The sequence below is a fragment of the Cellulomonas hominis genome, from assembly GCF_901521055.1.
Taxonomy (GTDB): domain Bacteria; phylum Actinomycetota; class Actinomycetes; order Actinomycetales; family Cellulomonadaceae; genus Cellulomonas; species Cellulomonas endometrii.
This window is the reverse complement of the sequence record NZ_CABEGA010000073.1, coordinates 34,274-53,175: the sequence shown is the minus strand read 5'-3', so window position 1 is coordinate 53,175 and position 18,902 is coordinate 34,274. Positions and strand designations below refer to the sequence as shown.

Below are 18,902 nucleotides of genomic sequence, written 5' to 3'. Positions count from 1 at the left end.
CCTGGACGGACGTCGAGGCGAGATGAGGATGCGGTGCGCTGGTTGGTGACGGGAGCCCGGGGCATGCTGGGCCAGGACCTGGTCGCGCGGGTGCGGGAGGACGGCCACGAGGTCGTCGCGCTCGGCCGCGGCGACCTGGACGTCACGGACGGCGCGGCCGTCCTCGACGCGGTCGCGGGCTTCGACGTGGTGGCGAACTGCGCCGCGTGGACCGCGGTGGACGACGCCGAGACCCGGGAGGCCGAGGCCTTCGCCGTGAACGCCGTCGGCCCGCAGGCGCTCGCCCGCGCAGCCGCCCGGCACCGTGCCCGCCTGGTGCACGTGTCGACGGACTACGTCTTCGACGGGCACGCCTCCGAGCCGTACGCCGAGGACGGGTTCGCCGCGCCGCGGTCGGCCTACGGGCGCACCAAGCTCGCGGGGGAGTGGGCGGTGCGCGCCGAGGCGCCCGACCACCTCGTCCTGCGGACCGCGTGGCTGTACGGCGCCGGCGGCGGCTGCTTCCCGAAGACCATCGCCCGGGTCGCCGCCGAGCGCGGCTCACTCGACGTGGTGGACGACCAGGTCGGCCAGCCGACCTGGACCGCCGACGTGGCGGACCTCGCCGTCCGCCTCGTCGACGCGCAGGCCCCGGCCGGCACCTACCACGCGACCTCCTCGGGCCGGACGTCCTGGTTCGGGTTCGCCCGCGAGGTCGTCGAGGCGGCCGGCCTGGACCCCGAGATCGTCCGTCCGACCACGAGCGAGGGCTACGTCCGTCCGGCCCCGCGTCCCGCGTTCTCCGTGCTCGGCCACGACGCCCTGCGTGCAGCCGGCGTCGAGCCGGTCGGAGACTGGCAGCAGCGGTGGTCCACCGCTGCGAAGGAGGTGCTGGCGTGACCAGCGACCGTTCCCTGAAGGTCGGCGCGCACACCGTCGACGCCCACCACCGCCCGTTCGTCGTCGCCGAGATGTCCGGCAACCACAACGGCGACCTCGGCCGGGCGCTCGCGATCGTCGACGCGGTCGCCGAGTCCGGCGCGCAGGCGCTGAAGCTCCAGACGTACCGGGCCGACACGATCACCATCGACGCCGACGGCCCGGCCTTCCGCGTGTCCGACGGGCACGAGCTGTGGGGCGGCAAGAACCTCTACCAGCTGTACGAGGAGGCGCACACCCCCTGGGAGTGGCACGCGCCGATCTTCGAGCGGGCGCGGGAGCACGGCCTGGTGCCGTTCTCGAGCCCCTTCGACGCGACCGCGGTCGAGCTGCTCGAGGACCTCGGTGCCGACCTGTACAAGATCGCCTCGCTCGAGATCGGCGACCTCGCGCTCCTGCGCCAGGTCGCGCGCACGGGCAAGCCGGTCGTCATCTCGACCGGCGCCGCCTCGATCACGGACGTCGACACGGCGGTCCGCACGATCCGCGCGGAGGGCAACGACCAGGTCGTCGTGCTGGCGTGCACCTCGTCGTACCCGGCGCTGCCCACCGAGTCGAACCTGCGGTCGATCCCCGTCATCCGGGACGCCTTCGACGTGGTGGTCGGCCTGTCGGACCACACCAAGGGCATCGGCGCGGCGGTCGCGGCCGTGGCGCTGGGTGCCTGCCTGGTCGAGAAGCACGTGACGCTGTCGCGGGCCGACGGCGGCGTGGACTCCGACTTCTCGCTGGAGCCGCACGAGCTGGCCGCGCTGGCCACGGAGACCGAGGTCGCCTGGCAGGCGCTCGGCACGGTGCGGCTCGACCCCACCGCCGGGGAGGCCGAGAGCCGCCGGCTGCGGCGCTCGCTCTACGTGGTGGCGGACGTGCGCGCGGGCGACGTCGTCACCGAGGACAACGTGCGCTCGATCCGCCCGGCGGGGGGCCTGGAGCCGGCGCACCTCGACGTGGTGCTCGGCCGCACCTTCCGGACGGACGTGGCGCGGGGCACCGCGCTGACGTGGGAGCTCGTCTGACCCCGACGCCGCGTCAGGGCTTCACGTACGCGTCGAGCCCGTCCTCGCCCGGCTGGTCCCGGCGGCGGTAGCCCGCCGCCTCGAACAGCCGGGCCGACGCGCGGTTGCCGGGTCGCACGCACGCGAGCACGGCGGGGCCGTCGCCGACGCGGTCCCGCCAGGCCGCCTCCCCGGCAGCCAGCACCCGGGCGGCGAGGCCCCGGCCCCGGGCGTGGGGCGCCACGGTGATCGACACCTCCCACAGCGCGTCGTCCACCCGGTCGAACCGCACGGTGCCCGCGGGGTGCCCGGTGTGCTCGACGACGAGCAGCACCCGGTCGGGGTCGGCGAGCACGCCGTCGAGCCAGCGCACGTGGTCGGCGCGCGCGACCGGGTCCTGCGAGCGGGACGACTCGCGGGTCGCCGGGTCGTTGCGCCAGCCCAGGAGCAGGTCCGCGTCCGCGGGGCCGGCACCCCGGGCGGCGAGCACGGGCCGCCCGGTGGCCGCCCACCAGGCGTCGAGCACCCGGTCCGCGCCGAGCCCGTCGACCAGGGCCCGCCCGGCGGTCCCGAGCGCGGCGGCGCGGGCGGGGTCGGCGAGCAGGCCGCGCAGGGCGCCGACCGGGCCCGCGCCGGCACCTCGCACGTCCTGGACCGGCCCGAGCCCGGCGGCGATCCCCGCGGTCACGGCGCGCTCGTAGCCGGCACGCTGGTTCTCGGTGACCGCGACCAGCGCCGTCGGCACCCCGACGCACGCGAGCTCCCACACGGACGTCCCGGCCGCGCTCACCACGACGCCCGCCGTGGCCGCGAGAGCCGGGAGGTCCTCCTGCGGCGGCAGCACCTCCGCGCCGGGCTCCGCGGCACGCACCCGCTCGGCGACGTCGGCCCCGGCGACCACCCGCACCCGCGTCGCGCCCGCCAGCCGCGCCACCCGGGCGGCGGCGGCGCTGACGCCGAACGCGTCGGTGCCGCCCATGACCACGAGGACGTCGCCGGAACGAGCCGCGGCTCCGGGCGCGGTGGTGACGTCCTGCGCCGGCTGCGCTGCCCGGGCGGCTCGCGCCGCACGCACGGACGCCCGCAGCGGCGCGTAGGCCACCCCGAGCAGGACCGTCCCGGAGCCGTCGTCGGGCCGGTGCGCGTGCTCGGCGCCCAGGGTGGAGTCCACCACCACGTCGGCGGGCCGCCGACCGAAGGTGCCGTCCTCCATCGACGAGACCAGCGGCCCGCCGGGCGTGCGCAGGTCGCCGGCGACGCCGTAGTGGTCCACGTGCAGGACGTCGGCGCGGGCGGCCGCGACGACCAGCCCCGCGGGGTCATCGGGCGCCGGGAGCACCGTCAGCCCGGCGCCCGCCACGAGCCGCCGGCCGAGCGGCGCGTCGACGTCGCCGAGCAGCGCGACGTCCCACCCCCGGGAGCGGGCGGCCTCCGCCAGGGCCAGGCAGCGGACCAGGTGGCCCACCCCGGACCCCGCGCTGGCGTCGCAGCGCAGCAGGACGCGCATCACGCCTCCTCGAGCGCCTTCTGCCGCACGTCCGCGTTCAGCGCCACGAGGTCGGGGCGGGAGCGCAGCAGGGCGACGAGCTGGCGCCACCGGACCGGGGCGTCGCCCAGCTCGGTGGCCAGGGCGTCGAGCAGCGCCGCGTCCTGCGCCGTGTCCAGGGTCACCCGCAGGTCGTGCGCGTCCGGCGCCACCACCAGCCCGAGCGTCCGGAACTCGCCGGGGTGCGCGTACAGAGCGGAGGTGACGTGCACCCGGTGGTGGTCGCGCGCCACGGTGTCGGCGGCGTCGAGCGCGGCGGACGACACGAGCTCCACGTCGAGCCCGCGCGGCAGCGTCCGGACCAGCGTGGTCGCGACGTAGTCCAGCGTGGGGTCCGCCCGCCACGCGCCGACCACGGCACCGATGAGGTCGGGGTCCAGCAGCGGGCAGTCCGCGGTCAGCCGGACCACGGCGTCGGCGTCCACGGCGTCCCGTGCGGCCACGAACCGGGCCAGGACGTCGAGCTCGCTGCCGCGCACGACCAGGACCCCGAGCGCCGCCGCCAGGTCGGCGACGGCGTCGTCCCCCGGGGCGGTGGACGTGGCGACCACGACCTCGTCCACGCCGGGCGCGGCCAGCGCGGCGCGCACCACCCAGCCCAGCACCGGGCGACCCGCCAGCGGCAGCAGCACCTTGCCCGGCAGCCGGGAGGAGCCCGTCCTGGCCTGGATCACGGCGACGACGCGGGCACGGCGGGAGGTGGGCTCGTTGTGCACCGTGCCATGATGCTGCATCGGGCGCACCGCCCCGCGCGGCGGCGCCGCGCGCCACCGACCGACCGTCTGGAGTTCCACGGCATGTCTCTGCTCACCGGGGCCTCGATCCTCATCACCGGAGGCACGGGGTCCTTCGGGAAGGCGTTCCTCCGCGAGGTGCTGGACCACCACGACCCGCGCCGGCTCGTGGTCTTCAGCCGGGACGAGCTCAAGCAGTACGAGGTGCGCCGCCACTTCGACGACGACCCCCGCCTGCGCTGGTTCATCGGGGACATCCGTGACCGGCAGCGGCTCGACCGGGCCATGCACGGCGTGGACTACGTGGTGCACGCGGCGGCGCTGAAGCAGGTCGACACGGCGGAGTACAACCCCTTCGAGTACGTGCAGACCAACGTCAACGGCTCGCAGAACATCATCGACGCCTCCATCGACGCGGGCGTGAAGAAGGTCGTGGCCCTGTCCACCGACAAGGCGTCGAGCCCGATCAACCTGTACGGCGCGACGAAGCTGTGCGCGGACCGCATGTTCGTGTCCGGCAACCACTACGCCGCGGCGTACGACACGCGGTTCTCGGTGGTGCGGTACGGCAACGTCATGGGCTCGCGCGGCTCGGTCATCCCGGTGTTCCGGCGGCTCGCCGAGGAGGGCGCGTCGCTGCCGATCACGGACCTGCGGATGACCCGGTTCTGGATCACCCTCCCGCAGGCCGTGCAGTTCGTCCTGGACTCGTTCGAGCTGATGACGGGCGGCGAGCTGTACGTGCCCCGCATCCCGAGCATGAAGGTCACGGACCTGGCGCAGGCCGTCGCCCCCGGTGCGGCGATGCACGAGATCGGCATCCGCCCCGGCGAGAAGCTGCACGAGGAGATGATCGCCCCCGACGACTCGCGCCGGACGGTGCGGCTCGGCGACCGGTACGTCGTCATGCCCTACGTGAGCGGCTGGGGCTACGAGACGCCCGCGGGCGGCGAGCCGGTCGAGGACGGCTGGACCTACCGGTCCGACACGAACGACCTGTGGCTGGGCACCGACGAGCTGCGCGACATGGTCGCGCGGTTCGCCTGAGGCGGCGGCGGTGCTGCCCTACGGGCGCCAGTCGATCGACGACGCGGACGTCGCGGCCGTCGTCGACGCGCTCCGCAGCGACTGGCTGACGACCGGTCCGGCGGTCGACGCGTTCGAGGCCGCGGTGTCCGAGCACGTCGGCGGCGGGGCTGCCCTCAGCGTGACATCCGGGACCGCGGCGCTGCACGTGGCCTACGCGGCGGCGGGGGTCGGCCCGGGTGACGAGGTCGTGACCACGCCGCTGACGTTCGTCGCCACGGCGGCCGGCGCGGCGCTGCACGGTGCCACGGTGGTGTTCGCCGACGTGGAGCCCGACACCGGGAACCTGGACGTGGACGCCGCGCGCGCGGCGATCACCGGGCGCACCCGGGTGGTGGCGGCGGTCGACTACGCCGGCCTGCCCGCCAGCCCGGACGCGTTCGCGGCCCTCGCGCACGAGCACGGCGCGCTCTTCCTGGAGGACGCCGCGCACTCGATCGGCTCGACGTGGCACGGCCGGCCCGTGGGCTCGTTCGCCGACCTCACGACGCTGTCGTTCTTCCCGACCAAGAACCTCACCACCGCCGAGGGGGGCGCCGTCGTCACCGCCGACCCCGCGCTGGAGGCCCGGGCACGCCGGTTCAAGAACCACGGGCTGGTCCGCGACCCCGCGCTGCAGCGGTTCCCGGACGAGGGCCCGTGGCACCAGGAGGTGCACGAGTTCGGCCTGAACTACCGGCTCCCGGACGTGCTGGCCGCGCTCGGCACCTCCCAGCTGCGGCGCCTCGAGGCCTTCCGGGCCCGCCGCGCCGAGATCCACGCCCGGTACGACGACGGCCTGCGGGACCTCGACGGCGTGCTGACGCCCGCCCGCCGGGCGGAGGCGAAGCCCGCCTGGCACCTGTACCCGATGCGCGTGCTCGAGGGCCGTCGTCGCGAGGTGTTCGAGAGCCTGCGGGCCGCGGGCATCGGCGTGCAGGTGAACTACGTCCCCGCGTACTGGCACCCCGTCTTCGAGGACCTGGGGTACCGCCGGGGGATGTGCCCGAACGCCGAGGAGTACTACCGGCAGGAGATCTCGCTGCCGCTGTTCCCGGACCTGACGGACGCGCAGGTGGACCGGGTGGTCGACGAGGTGCGCCGCGCGGTCACGGGCCGCTGAGCCCGCCGTGAGCTCACCCGTCCCCGGCGACCCCTCGGAGACCGCGGCCGGCGACCCCGTCGTGGCGGCCGGGCAGCCGTCCGCCACGCGCGCCGTCCTCGGGCGGGGGTCGCTGTACACGATCGCGACGGCCGGTCCGGCGCTCGCGGCGCTCGCCGTCGTGCCGGTCGTCACCCGGCTGCTGCCCGTGCCGCAGTACGACCTGGTCGCCGTGGCGACCGTGGTCGTGCAGGTCGCGTACATCCTCGTCGCGCTCGGCCTGGGCGCGGCGATCACGCGGCAGTACGTGCTGGACGCGGACGGCGCGCCGGGCGCGCGGGGTGTGGTGCTCGCCGGTGCGGGGGTGGCGACGCTGCTCACCACCGTGCTCGCCGTCACCGGTCCGCTCTGGGCCCCGCTGCTGCTCGGGAGGCCGTTCACGGTCGAGGTGCTGCTCGCGCTCGTCGCCGGGGCGGGCGGGGCGTGGATGGTGCTGGCCCAGGCGTACCTGCGCGGTGCGGACCGTCCCGGGCCGTTCGTGCTCCTGGCGGTGGCCGCCAGCCTCGTGGGCCCGGCCGCGGGCCTGGTGGCGGTCGCGGTCGCCGGGCCGACCGCGGTGGTCTACCTGTCGGGGGTCACCGGGGGGTACCTGCTCGCGGGGGTCGCGGGCCTCCTGCTCGTGCTCCGCTCCGGGCCGCTGCACCTCACCCGGCGCGGCCTCCGGGACGCGCTGCGGGTGGGGGCTCCCACCGTGCCGCACCAGGTGTCGCTCTACCTCGCGCTCGCCGGGCTCGTCGTCGTCGCTGACCGGGTGCTGGGCGACGGCGGGCGGGCGAACGTCGCGCTCACGATCGGCGCGGGCGCGACGGTGGTGACGGCCGGGCTCAACAACGCCTGGGCGCCCGTCGTGTACCGCGCCCACCCCGGGGACCGCGGTCGCGTGCTCGACGAGACGTCCCGGGTGATCGCGCTGGTGTCGGTCGTGCTCGCGGGGGGCGTGGCGCTGCTCGCGCCGTGGCTCGTCCGGTTCGCCGCGCCCGCGTCCTACCGGCCGGCCGACCTCGTCCCCGCCGTCGCGCTGGCCTGCGCCGCCGCGCTGCCGTCGGTCGTCTACCTCGCGAGCGGCCACCTGGTCTTCGCGCGGGGGCGCACCGGGTGGCTGGCCGTCAGCACCCCCGCCGCGGTGGCGGTCGGGCTGGGCGCCGGGGCGCTGCTCGCCGAGGTGTGGGGGCTCGCCGGCATCGGCGCGGGGTACCTGGTGGCGTACCTGCTCCTGGCGGTCGCCACGACCGCCGTCCAGCGCCGGGTCGCCGACCACCCGTGGTGGCCGCCGGTCATGCCGCTCGTCGTGGTGCTGTGGCTCGTCGTCGGGGCGGCGGGGGCGCTGCTGCCCCTGTCCGGGGCGGGGTCCTGGGCCCGGGTCGGGGCGGCGCTGCTCCTGGGCGCCGGCGGGTTCGTCGCCGTGCGCCGGCAGGCACGTCCGGCGGCGGCCGACCGGGCCTGACGGGTCGCGTCGGGCCGCGGGCCGACGACCCGGAGGGGCTCACCGGATCCGGTACACCGCGGCGTCGTCGTCCTCGTGCACGAGCTCCGCGTACCGGCGGAGCTCCGGGCTCTCGAGGCCCAGCGTGCGGTCCACGAGCAGCCAGCGGACGCCCCACTCGTCGGCGAGCCGGGCCACCGCGGCCTCGTCCGGGTCCTGGAACACGGCCTCGTTCGCCTGGTAGCGCTCGGCGTCCCAGAACGGGCTGGTCCGGGTCTGCCCCGGGCGGAAGCCCTCCGGGTACGCCCAGCCCTCCACGAGGACCCGCCGCTCCGTGAGGGCGGACACCCAGAAGTGCCGGGTGTCGCACGCCTCGGGGGGCCCGTAGCAGTGGGCGTTGGTCGCGACCACCTCGTCGGGCGAGGAGCTGTCGCGCACGAGCAGAGCCGCGAGGGCACCGCTCCGGGGGACGGGGTAGCCCTCGCCCGGGCCGGGCCCGTCGCGGACAACCGACCCGGCGGCGCGGATCGTCTCGGTGGTGCGCTGCAGCATGGCGGCGCCGGTGAGCACCAGGCTGAAGGTGACGAGGGCGGCCGTCACCGGCGCCACGGGAACCCCGGGACCCCTGCGCGACCGGACGAGCGCGGCGGCGGCCACGACCAGGGCGAGCACCACGGCGCCGGCGAGCAGCAGGGCCCACGGTCCCGCCATCGCCCGGTACGGGAAGGCCGGTGCCGGGGCCGCGACGGGAGCGGCGAGCCCGTCGACGCGTCGAACCGCCCACAGCAGCACCATCCCGGCGAGCAGGCCGGCCGGTACCAGGGTCAGCGTCCACCGGGGCCACGCGCGCACCGCGACCACGACGCCCCACGTGGTGAGCACCCCGAGGAGGGGCCACGACGCGTACAGGAAGTAGAGCTGGCTGAGGCCGTTGGCCGTGGTCAGCAGGCACGCGCCGATGCCCGCCCCTGCCACGCCCAGGAGCAGCCAGAAGGTGACGTCACGCAGGACGGCACGCCGGACGAGCAGGAGCAGCCCGCTGGCGGCGCACAACCACGACGCCAGCGCCAGCGCGGTGATGATCGCGGTGTGGCGGCCGCTCGCCGGGTCGGCGACGAGCTGCGCCGCGGCGAACGCCCGGGTCGTCGTGAACGGCGTGATCGCCAGGCTGCCGGACTGGCCGCCGAGCACGAGCACGAGCAGCAGCCCGAAGCCGGCGACGGAGATGCCGAGCAGCGCGGCGGCGACGCGGGCGGCGGCCGCCCGCAGGACCAGACCGACGACGACGGCGAGGGCCAGACCCGCGACGAGGACCGGCAGGAAGGTCGACTTCGATCCGCCGGCGCCCCACGCGAGCACCGTGAACACACCGAGCAGCGGCAGGCTCCCGCGCAGCCGGCCGCCGCGCAGCAGGGCCACCGCGGCGGTCAGGGCCGCGAGGAACAGGGCGATGCCGAATGTCTGCGTCGGGCTGCGGTAGGTCGCGAAGTGCAGGAAGCCGGGGTTCTGGAACGGGAACGCCGTCCACCCGTACACGTTGGCCGACGACGACAGGGTCACGACGGCGGCGGCCAGCGGAGCCGCCCACCCGACACCGGTCAGCCGGCGCGCCAGCACACCGACCAGGACGACGCCGAGCGCGACGAGGGCCACGGGTTCGGTCCGGTACAGCAGCCACGTGAGGTCGAGCCCGGCCGAGTGCGCTGCGACGGCCAGGTGCTCGTACACGAACAGGTGGTAGTGCAGCGGCTCGTCGTACAGGTAGGGGTAGACGAGCGGGTAGTACGTGTCCACGCCGGCGGCGATGGCGTGGTGGAACGGCAGGTCCACGTACACCGAGGCGGGGATCGCCCGGCTCCACGGACCGGATCCGTCCGCGTACGTCACGGGGTTGCCTGCGAGGGCGGTCGCCGCGAGCCACACGGTGGCCGCGACGACGGTCCCGGCCTGCACCCACGCGGAGAACGGGTCCGTCGAGGCGGGCCCGGGGCGGGACCAGGCGGCCACCCGCCAGCGGCGCACCGCGAGCGAGGCGATGACGGCGGCCGGCGCCCACAGCCACGACCAGGTGGACAGGTGCACGGGGGACAGCGCAAACGCCAGGAGGACCTGGACCGCGAGGCCCAGCGCGGTCCCGACAGCGACGTCCTCGACGAACGAGACCCGAGCGCCCCGGACGGCCCGCCACACGAGCGCGCCGGGGAGGGAGGCGGTGAGCGCCAGGTGCAGGAGGTACCCCAGTGCGACCGGCACCGGGGTGCCGTACCGGTGCAGGACCGCGAGCACCACCACGGTCGCCGTGACCGTGGGCAGGTACCGGAGCGCGGCGAGCAGGACCGGGCGCGCGGTCCCCCCGGCTCCGGGCCGTGCGTGCCGGGCGACCGGGGGAGCGGGGTCGGGACCCGGGCCGCCCGGCCCGGCGGTGCCGCGTCGGGCGTCGACGCTCACGTGTCGTCCCGCGCGTCGCTCTCGAGGACGTGGCTGTCGCGGCGGACGGCGTAGGTGGGCTTGCCCATGCTGCGGGTGTGCAGCCGCCCCAGGTACTCGCCGATCACGCCGAGCGAGAGCATCTGGGCGCCCGAGAAGAGGGCGACCATCGCGGCGATGGTGGTGAACCCCGCGACGGTGGTCTCGCCGGTCGTGAACTTCCACACCACGACGGCGCCGAGCAGGATGCCGAGCGCGGCGCAGAACCAGCCCAGCCAGGCGACCATCCGCAACGGCACGTTGCTGTAGCCGGTGACCATGTTGAGGGCGTGCCGCACCAGCGAGCGCAGCGTGTACGACGAGGTGCCGATCGTGCGTTCGTCCATGCGGACCACGACGCGCGTGATCGAGGTGGTCGCCCACGACAGGAGCACGTCCAGCGAGCTGTACGGGTCCGTGACGTGCGTGAAGGCGTCGCGCAGCGAGGTCCGGAACGCCCGGAAGGCGCTCACGTCCTCTGCGCGCGGGACGCCGGCCATGGCGAGGGTGCGCTTCACGAGCCGGGAGGCGGCCGACCGGAGCACCCCGTGCTCCTCCTCGACGGCCACGCCGTAGACCAGGTCCACGTCGTCGGTGAGGGCCCCGAGCAGGGCGGCGATCTGGTCCGCGCGGTGCTGCCGGTCGTCGTCCATCGTCACGACGACGTCGTGCCGGGCGCGCCGGATCCCGGCGATCAGCGCGTTGTGCTGCCCGTAGTTGCGGCGGAGCTCGACGGCGCGCACGCGGTCGGGGTGCGCTGCGGCCAGGTCCCGCGCGACGCGGGCGGTGCCGTCCGGGCTCCCGTCGACGACGAGGATGACCTCGAAGTCCTCGACCGGCGGTGCGGTGACGCCGGAGGGCGCGAGCTCGGCGAGCACGTCGGAGACCACGTCGCCGAGGGTGCTCTCCGACCGGTAGCAGGGGATGACGACGCTGACGTGCATCGGACCAGGATGCCGCATGGGCGAGGCCGGGACGGCCGCGGACGACGTGGTGCCGGGGTGCGCGGTCACCGGGCGGACCGGAAGCTGATGTACCGGTGCCCGAGGTAGGACAGCACGGCGACGACCACGACGGCGAGCACCTGGGCGGGCAGCGGCGGGATGCCCACCAGCTCGACGAGCAGCGGTGTGGCCACGAGCCCGGCGACGAACCCGCCGCCCCACACGCCGACGAACCGGGGCAGGTCCTGGCGCCACGGCCGGGTGGACCGGAAGATCAGGCGGCGGTAGGTCGGGAACGCGAGGGCGATGATCAGCGCCTGCGCCACGAGGATGGCCACCATGTACGGCAGCCCGGTCGCGAGGAGCGCGGCGAGCAGCCCGAGGTACAGCAGCGTCGTGGTCCCGGCGACCATCAGGTAGCGGATCTGCTCGTTGGCGTACGCGGCGCGGACGAGGGTGATCGGGCCGTTCATCGCTGCGGGCGCGCGGGAACGCACGGAGAGGGCTGGGGCACGGCCCGAGTGTAGGCGAGCCCGGCGGGAGCGGACCGGGTCACCTGCCGTCGAGCTCCATCGTCACCGGGAAGCCGTCGACGCCCGCTCGCGCGGCGTAGTAGACCCCCGACACGGCGTGGAGCACGAGGAGGACCGCGGCCACCACGGCGCCGGCGCGTCGCAGGCCTGTCAGTCCCGGGCGGACCGACGCGCACAGCTCGGTCGTCGTCACGAGGAAGACGAGGAACATCGCGGCGTGCGCCCCCCAGAAGAAGTTGCCGTCCTTCAGGACGACGCCCTCGGGCGAGGTCTCGGCGAGCAGGGCCATCTGGAGCGCGGCCACGGTGAACGTCGACCAGGCGAGGACGACCTCCGGGCGGCGCCGGCTCACCCGCGGGAGCACGGCGAGCGCGACGGCCGGTCCGGCCACGGACACCAGGGCCGACACGAGCACGTCGGGCGACAGCATCGCCCAGTTCGCCAGGGGCGCGAGCACCGTCTGCGTCCCCCGTGCGCCACCTTCCCCGAACGTGTGCGTGTACTGGAAGAGCAGCAGCGCCGCGGACGGGACCCCCGCGACGACCGCCTGCAGGAGCCCGGTCCACCGGCTGCCACCGGGCCCCTCGGGCCGGCGCAGCACGAGCCACACGCAGACGACGGGCAGCAGCGCCAGCGTCAGGTTGGGCTTGGCGGAGGTCGACACCGCCATCGCGAGGCCGAACACCAGGGCGCGCAGGTGGGACGGGCGCTCGAGCAGCCGGACCGCCGCCATGAAGGCGAGGAGCGAGAACGGCATCGCGAAGATGAGCGTCGAGTTGTGCCACACGTTCGCGCTGATCTGCCCGATGTAGATCTCGCGGGGCCGTGACGGGTCGATCAGCGGCATCGCCACGCACGCGAGGACCGCGACCGCCGCGGCCACGGGGGCGGCGACCCGCCGGCGCGCGAACGCGTAGCTGAGCACCATCTTCGCCACGACGGCGAGGAGCAGCATCACGAACGACGCGGTGCGCAGGGCGGAGACCGACGCGGAGCCCCCGCTGGCCAGGTGGACCACCCAGTACCAGGTGGAGTACGCGAAGCCGCCGCCGACGCGCACCATCTGTGCCGCCATCGCGGAGTGGAACTGGATGTCGGAGGACGCGCCCGGGGCGCTCAGCCGGAACAGGACCGGTGCGGCGACCGCGACCGTGACCGCGAGGGCCAGGGCCAGCCACCCCAGGTCCGGGCCGGGCACGCGCCGTCGGCGCGGTGCCGCGTGCCGGCTGGCGGGCGGCCGGGGACCGGGACGTCCCCGACCTCCCGGTCGGGACACGGCGGACACGGCGGGCACCCGGGAAGTGTAGGGGGTCGCAGCAGGCCCTATCCTGGCGGCGATGAGCGACGTGTGGATCCCCTTCTCCAAGCCCTTCCGGGCGCCCGGTGAGCTCGCGTACCTGGATCAGGTGCTCGAGAGCGGGCACACCCACGGGGACGGTCCCTTCACCGCGCGCGCGGCGCGCCTGGTGGAGTCGGTGACGGGTGCGCAGCACTCCCTGCTGACGGGGTCGGGCACGCACGCCCTGGAGCTGGCGAGCTGGCTGCTGGACCTGGAGCCGGGCGACGAGGTCGTCGTGCCGAGCTTCACGTTCTCCACGACGGCTGCCTCCGTGATCATGACGGGTGCGACGCCGGTGTTCGTCGACATCGACCCGGCCACGGGCAGCATGGACGTGGACTCGTTCGCGGCGGCGATCACCCCGCGGACCCGGGCGGTCTACGTCGTGCACTACGGCGGCGTCGCCCCCGACATGCGCCGCGTGCTCGAGGTCGCGGACGCGGCGGGGGTCGCGGTCGTGGAGGACAACGCGCACGGCCTCGGCGCCCGGTGGGACGGCCAGGGCTGCGGGACGTTCGGCGTGCTGGCGGCGCAGAGCTTCCACGCGACGAAGAACATCCAGTGCGGCGAGGGCGGCGCGCTCCTGGTGAACGACGCGCGGCTCCGCCCGCGGGCCGAGGTGCTGCGGGAGAAGGGCACCGACCGGTCGCGGTTCCTGCGCGGCGAGGTGGACAAGTACAGCTGGATCGACCGGGGGTCCAGCTACCTGCCGAGCGAGCTGACGGCCGCGATCCTGACGGCGCAGCTGGAGGCGTTCGACACCATCCAGGGCGAGCGGCACTCGATCTGGGACTTCTACGCCCGGGAGCTCGCGGACTGGGCGGACACCATCGGTGCGACGTTGATGTCGCCGCCCGCGCGGTCCGAGCACCCGGCCCACGTGTTCTGGCTGCTGACCCCGGACGCGGCGTCGCGCGACGGGCTGCTCGCCCACCTGCGGGCGAGCGGGGTGGGGGCGACGTTCCACTACATCCCGCTGCACTCCTCCGTGGCCGGCCGGCGGTTCGGGCGTACGCCGGGGCCGTGCACCGCGACGGACGACTTCTCCGAGCGGCTCGTGCGCCTCCCGCTGTGGGCCGGCATGGGCTCGGCAGCCGCCGAACGGGTGCGCGACGCCGTCCTGGACTTCCGGCCCGTGGCCGTCTGACGTGTCCTGGGACCAGCTCGCGGCACCCGGCCTCGTGCTCGCGGACTCGCCCGCCGAGTCCGCCCGGTTCGGCCGCGCCGTGAGCCGGCTGACGATCGGCGCCGGGGCGCTCGACCCCGACGAGCTCGCCGCCCTGGTGGCCGGTTCGGCGGCCGACGTCCTGGTCGTGCGGTACGACGCGGGCCGGCAGGAGGTGCCCGCGCTGCTCGCGTCGGGCTCCCGGGCGGTGCTGCCGGCGGGCGCGCTGACGTACTGGGAGAAGGCGCTCGAGCACGGTTCCGTCGGTGCGCCCGCGCGCAGCGCGGTCGTCGGTCCGGGTGAGCTGGGCGGGGACGCCGCCGAGGCGGCGGTGCGCGAGGTCGTGCGCTCGTCGTTCGCCGACTACGGCAACCACTACACCGCCGACCCGCTGCTGGACCGCGACGCGGCGCTCGCCGGGTACGAGGAGTGGGCGACGGGTTCGCTCGCGCGCGAGTCCGACGACGTGCTCGTGCAGACGGTCGACGGGGCCTGCGTGGGCGTGGCCACGCTCGAACGGGCCGACGACCACGTCGAGGTGCTGCTGGCCGGTCTCGTCCCGTCGGCACAGGGCCGGGGGCTCTACGGCGACCTCCTCGTGGCGGTGCAGGCATGGGCGCTGGAGCGCGGGCTGTCGCGCCTCGTCATCTCCACGCAGGTGCACAACGTGCGGGTCCAGCGGGCATGGGCACGCGCCGGCCTGCGGCCGTTCGCGGCGGTCGAGACGGTGCACCTCGTGGATCGCGAGACGCTGCGGGCGGCGCGGGCCCGCTGACGGGCGCACGCCCCGGGGCGACCGGTCAGGCGCCCACGCCGACCGGCAGCGGCGCACCCGGGGCGTCCGGGGCGGCACCCAGGGGACGCGGCAGGTACTCGGTCGCCGCCGCGAACCACGCCCCGAACGACAGCGACGGCACGTCCCCGGCGGGCGCGTGCGCCTGCGGCCCGGACGCGCGGCGGCGCAGCTGGGTCGCCGCGCGGGCGAACGGGGCGCGCACCCAGTGGTCGAGCCACGGCCCCGGGTGGCGGCGGTCCCAGCCGAGCAGCCGGCGCAGCTCGTCCGGGGGGAGCAGCGCGTCCGCGCCGGTCTCGGCCCGTGCGACGGCGGTGCGCTCGGCCAGCGACGTGCCGGGCTCGTAGAACTCCGGCCAGCGCCCGGCGAGCGTCCCGGGGTCGTCCTGGCGCTCACCGGCGAGCCGCATCGCGTCTCCGGTCACGGTCGCGTCGATGCCCAGGGACGCCGCGTACACGACCGGCGTGGACAACCGGTTGGACACGACGCGCGCCGCCCCGGTCAGCAGGGTGTGCAGCCGCCCGAGGAACGCGGGGTCCGTGCGGGTGCCGAGCGTGACGAGCCGGTGCCCCGCCGCGGCGTAGGCCTCGACCACGCGGGGGTCGCCGGCCTCGACGTGGTAGAGGCACACGGTCGCCGGGCCCTCCGTCGCCGCCCAGGCGCGGGCGACGGAGGCGTGGTCGCCGAGCAGCGGCTGCGTGGCGATGCCGTGGACCGGGAGGATGACGGTGCCGCTCCTGGCGCCGGTCCCGGCCGGCCGGTCGCCGGCGACGGCGCACAGGTAGTGCCACGGCGCGCCGACCTCCACGCTGCGACGGTCCTCGGACGCGGGGTCCCACGCGCGGGAGCGGTGGGACCAGACGAACAGCGAGCGGTCCCGGCGCCCGCCGGGCGCACCGACCGCCGGGAAGTCGCGGAAGTGCGTGGCCAGCGGGGACGCCGCCGTCCACCCGTGCTGCAGGAGACCGGGCAGGTGCCGCGGCCGGGTCAGGCCGGCGTACCGGGCGAGGGCGCTGCTGTGGCCGTAGTAGTGGTTCTGGGACTCCACGCCCTGGAGCCTACGGGGCGCGGCGCCGTCGGACGGGCGCGTGGTCGCGGGTACGCTTGACCGTCCGCACCTTGGCGATGGGAGAGACGTCACCGTGGCCCACCAGGCCCAGCACAGCGACACGTGCGTGGTCGTCCCCCTGTACAACGAGGGCACGGTCGTGGGCGACGTCATCCGCGACCTGCGCACCTCGTTCCCCCTCGTCGTCGCCGTCGACGACGGCAGCTCGGACGACTCCGCCGCCGTCGCGGCCGCCGCCGGCGCGCACGTGGTGCAGCACCCGGTGAACCTCGGCCAGGGCGCGGCGCTCCAGACCGGCATCGAGGTCGCGCTGCGCCTCGGCGCCCAGTACGTCGTCACCTTCGACTCCGACGGGCAGCACCAGCGCACGGACGCCGAGGCGATGGTGGAGCGGCTGCGCTCGGGCGAGGCCGACGTGGTGTTCGGCTCGCGGTTCCTCGACAGCCGCACCCGCCCCGGCCTGGTGAAGCGGCTCGTGCTGCGTGCGGCGATCGTCTACTCGAACGCGACGACGGGCGTGCACCTGACGGACACGCACAACGGGCTCCGGGCGCTCAACCGGCGCGCGGCCGGGACGCTGCGGATCCGGCAGAACCGGATGGCGCACGCCTCGGAGATCATCGAGCAGGTGGGGCGCGCACGGCTGCGCTGGGTGGAGCACCCGGTGCACATCCTCTACACCGACTACTCGCGCTCCAAGGGGCAGTCCGTCTTCAACGCCGTGAACATCCTGACCGAGATGATCTACAGGTAACCCGTGCTCATCAAGCTGCTGCTGCTCGTCGCCATCGCCGCCGTCTTCGTCCTCGGCCTGCGTGTGCCCTCCGGGGCGCGGCACCTCGCGATCCGTCGCGTCGCCGTCGTGGGCGGCGCGCTCGTGGCCACCCTGTCGGTGATCTTCCCGGACGCCTGGAACGCCATCGCCCGCGTGGTCGGGGTCGGCCGGGGGACCGACCTGCTGCTGTACGGGCTGATCGTGGCGTTCCTGCTGTACATGGTCACGACCTACCGGCGGTTCCGCGAGCTCGAGCAGCAGATCACGCTGCTCGCCCGCCGGATCGCGGTGGACGAGGCCGTGGGAAGCCCGGCGCCGGCGCCGGGGAACACCGACGACGAGGAAGCGGCGCGTGGCGAGCAGCACTGAGAGCACCGAGGACGCGACGGCCGCCCGTCCCGATCGGGGACGGCTGCGCACCGCGCTGCGGGACCGCTCGCCGCGGGCGGTGTTCTGGTCGGCGTGGGTGGTCCTCACCGCGCTGGCGGGCGTCTGGGCGCTGGCGAACCCGATGGGCGCGTCGCCCGACGAGCCGGCGCACATCGTCCGGGCCGCCGCGCTGGTGAACCGGGCCGAGCTCGTCGAGGAGCGCCCGGGCCGCTGGCAGACCGAGCTGCCGCGCATCTACGCCGTGACGCACGAGATGCCCGGCTGCTACGCGTTCCGCTCGACCGAGCCGGCCAGCTGCTGGCCCCGCGACTTCGGCGACGTGGGCGCGATCGAGCTCACCGCGACCACGGCCGGCAACTACAACCCGCTGTACTACGCGGTCGTCGGGGCGCCGACGCTGCTCGAGCCGCGCCTCGGCGTGCTGTACCTGATGCGGCTCGTGAGCGCGGCCCTGTGCGCCTTCTGCCTCGCGCTGGGCCTGCGCACCGTCGCGGAGACGGCCCGGCGTCGCTGGGTGGTCCCGGCCGTCGGGGTGGCGATGACGCCCATGGTCGTGTTCATGAACAGCACGGTGAACCCCAACGCGGTGGAGGCCTCCGCGGGGATCGGGCTGTGGCTCACGCTGCTGCTGACGCTCCGCGCTCCCGATCCCGCCCTGACCGGGCGCCGCTGGTGGCGGGCGGGCGTCCTGGTCGTGCTGCTCGTGAACGCCAAGGCCTTCTCGCCGCTGTACCTGGGCATCATCGTGCTGGCCGCGGCCGTCCTCGCGGGCTGGGGGCCGGTGCGGGCGGCGCTCACGGACCGGCGGGCCTGGCCGGGCCTCGCGCTGGGCATCGCGGGATCCGTGGCCGCGGTCCTGTGGATCCTGCGCGCCGGGGCGGTCTCGGGCGCCGGCATCACGGCGTTCCCGGACCTCACGGCCGAACGGGCCCTCAACAACGTGCTGCGCCTGACGTCGTCGTACGTCGAGCAGATGTTCGGCCGGTTCGGCTGGCACGACACCCCCGCCCCCGGGACGGTCTACCTGCTGCTGGCCGGCGCCCTCGGGCTGCTGACGGCGCTGGCGCTCGCGGCGGGCCGCCGGCGCGAGTCCCTCGCGCTGCTGGGCCTCGCGGTGGTCGTCGTGGCCCTGCCCGTGGTGCTGCAGGTGCCGAACGCGAGCCAGGTCGGCCTCCCGTGGCAGGGGCGGTACCTCATGGCCGTCGCCGTCGGCGTGCCGCTCGTCGCCGGGGTCATGCTCGACTCCCGCCCGGGGATCGCGGGGCAGGTCGCGCGCCGGGTGTCCTGGATCGTGCTCGCCGCCGTGGGCGTGGTGCACGTGATGAGCTTCTGGGAGAACCTGCGCCGGTACGTGGCGGGGACGTCCGCGCCGTGGTTCGAGCCTGTCGAGCGGCCGTGGACCCCGCTGCTGCCCGAGCCGGTGCTCCTCGGGGGGGCGGTGGTGACGGTCCTGGCCGCCGTGCTGCTCCTCGGGTGGCTGGCGGGCGGCCCGGCGCGGGTCGCGGAGGCCGACGAGCCCGAGCCCGGGCGCGTCGAGCCCGACCGTGCCGGGGCCGGCGCGCCGGCGGTGTGACCGCCCGGGCCG

At 75.6% G+C, this 18,902-nt stretch carries 17 protein-coding genes; 10 read left to right on the top strand and 7 right to left on the bottom strand.

Annotated elements, in window-relative coordinates; genetic code table 11:
- Positions 1-33 precede the first annotated feature (33 nt).
- Positions 34-879 (top strand): dTDP-4-dehydrorhamnose reductase, encoded by an 846-nt coding sequence (gene rfbD / locus KJP73_RS16970; RefSeq protein ID WP_213284058.1) that lies wholly within the window; start codon positions 34-36, stop codon positions 877-879.
- Positions 876-1,934, top strand: coding sequence for a pseudaminic acid synthase (gene pseI, locus KJP73_RS16965; RefSeq protein ID WP_249669483.1), 1,059 nt, complete (start codon positions 876-878; stop codon positions 1,932-1,934). The genes rfbD and pseI overlap by 4 nt, the downstream gene beginning before the upstream one ends.
- A 13-nt stretch (positions 1,935-1,947) precedes the next feature.
- Here the strand turns inward: pseI and KJP73_RS16960 are convergent, their stop codons facing one another.
- Positions 1,948-3,420, bottom strand: a complete 1,473-nt coding sequence (locus KJP73_RS16960; RefSeq protein ID WP_213284057.1) for a bifunctional UDP-2,4-diacetamido-2,4,6-trideoxy-beta-L-altropyranose hydrolase/GNAT family N-acetyltransferase — start codon at positions 3,418-3,420, stop codon at positions 1,948-1,950.
- Positions 3,420-4,253 carry a cytidylyltransferase domain-containing protein gene (locus tag KJP73_RS16955; protein ID WP_249669482.1) on the bottom strand — a complete coding sequence of 278 codons (834 nt, stop codon included), beginning with the start codon at positions 4,251-4,253 and terminating at the stop codon, positions 3,420-3,422. Before KJP73_RS16955 ends, KJP73_RS16960 begins: the two co-directional genes overlap by 1 nt.
- 3 nt (positions 4,254-4,256) lie before the next feature.
- Between KJP73_RS16955 and pseB the strand changes: the two genes are divergently transcribed.
- From pseB to KJP73_RS16940, 3 genes are read left to right on the top strand one after another with little or no spacing between them, the layout of a single operon-like run.
- Positions 4,257-5,240, top strand: coding sequence for a UDP-N-acetylglucosamine 4,6-dehydratase (inverting) (gene pseB / locus KJP73_RS16950; RefSeq protein ID WP_213284056.1), 984 nt, complete (start codon positions 4,257-4,259; stop codon positions 5,238-5,240).
- Positions 5,241-5,250: 10 nt separating this feature from the next.
- On the top strand, positions 5,251-6,381 hold the full coding sequence (gene pseC, locus KJP73_RS16945) for a UDP-4-amino-4,6-dideoxy-N-acetyl-beta-L-altrosamine transaminase (protein ID WP_213284055.1): 1,131 nt from the start codon (positions 5,251-5,253) through the stop codon (positions 6,379-6,381).
- A 7-nt stretch (positions 6,382-6,388) separates the two neighbouring features.
- Positions 6,389-7,864, top strand: a complete 1,476-nt coding sequence (locus KJP73_RS16940) for a lipopolysaccharide biosynthesis protein (protein ID WP_213284054.1) — start codon at positions 6,389-6,391, stop codon at positions 7,862-7,864.
- Between the two features lie 39 nt (positions 7,865-7,903).
- On the opposite strand, the gene KJP73_RS16935 is transcribed toward KJP73_RS16940, so the two are convergent.
- The 4 genes from KJP73_RS16935 to KJP73_RS16920 form a co-directional block, all read right to left on the bottom strand.
- Positions 7,904-10,291 carry a hypothetical protein gene (locus tag KJP73_RS16935; RefSeq protein ID WP_213284053.1) on the bottom strand — a complete coding sequence of 796 codons (2,388 nt, stop codon included), beginning with the start codon at positions 10,289-10,291 and terminating at the stop codon, positions 7,904-7,906.
- Positions 10,288-11,253: a glycosyltransferase family 2 protein gene (locus tag KJP73_RS16930; protein WP_213284052.1), complete on the bottom strand. Its 966-nt coding sequence runs from the start codon at positions 11,251-11,253 to the stop codon at positions 10,288-10,290. Before KJP73_RS16930 ends, KJP73_RS16935 begins: the two co-directional genes overlap by 4 nt.
- Positions 11,254-11,318: 65 nt before the next feature.
- Positions 11,319-11,726 (bottom strand): GtrA family protein, encoded by a 408-nt coding sequence (locus tag KJP73_RS16925; RefSeq protein ID WP_213284051.1) that lies wholly within the window; start codon positions 11,724-11,726, stop codon positions 11,319-11,321.
- Positions 11,727-11,805: 79 nt separating this feature from the next.
- A complete protein-coding gene (locus KJP73_RS16920; protein WP_213284050.1) occupies positions 11,806-12,984 on the bottom strand; it encodes a hypothetical protein in 1,179 nt (392 codons plus the stop codon).
- A gap of 139 nt (positions 12,985-13,123) precedes the next feature.
- On the opposite strand from KJP73_RS16920, the gene rffA reads away from it, so the two are divergent.
- Positions 13,124-14,272, top strand: coding sequence for a dTDP-4-amino-4,6-dideoxygalactose transaminase (rffA, locus tag KJP73_RS16915; RefSeq protein WP_213284049.1), 1,149 nt, complete (start codon positions 13,124-13,126; stop codon positions 14,270-14,272).
- A gap of 1 nt (position 14,273) precedes the next feature.
- Positions 14,274-15,065, top strand: coding sequence for a GNAT family N-acetyltransferase (locus tag KJP73_RS16910; protein WP_213284048.1), 792 nt, complete (start codon positions 14,274-14,276; stop codon positions 15,063-15,065).
- Between the two features lie 25 nt (positions 15,066-15,090).
- Here the strand turns inward: KJP73_RS16910 and KJP73_RS16905 are convergent, their stop codons facing one another.
- A complete protein-coding gene (locus KJP73_RS16905) occupies positions 15,091-16,131 on the bottom strand; it encodes a hypothetical protein (protein ID WP_213284047.1) in 1,041 nt (346 codons plus the stop codon).
- A 94-nt stretch (positions 16,132-16,225) separates the two neighbouring features.
- On the opposite strand from KJP73_RS16905, the gene KJP73_RS16900 reads away from it, so the two are divergent.
- From KJP73_RS16900 to KJP73_RS16890, 3 genes are read left to right on the top strand one after another with little or no spacing between them, the layout of a single operon-like run.
- Positions 16,226-16,906, top strand: coding sequence for a glycosyltransferase family 2 protein (locus tag KJP73_RS16900; RefSeq protein WP_213284046.1), 681 nt, complete (start codon positions 16,226-16,228; stop codon positions 16,904-16,906).
- A gap of 3 nt (positions 16,907-16,909) precedes the next feature.
- Positions 16,910-17,296 carry a DUF2304 domain-containing protein gene (locus KJP73_RS16895; protein WP_213284045.1) on the top strand — a complete coding sequence of 129 codons (387 nt, stop codon included), beginning with the start codon at positions 16,910-16,912 and terminating at the stop codon, positions 17,294-17,296.
- On the top strand, positions 17,280-18,890 hold the full coding sequence (locus KJP73_RS16890; RefSeq protein WP_213284044.1) for a DUF2142 domain-containing protein: 1,611 nt from the start codon (positions 17,280-17,282) through the stop codon (positions 18,888-18,890). Before KJP73_RS16895 ends, KJP73_RS16890 begins: the two co-directional genes overlap by 17 nt.
- Positions 18,891-18,902: the final 12 nt, after the last annotated feature.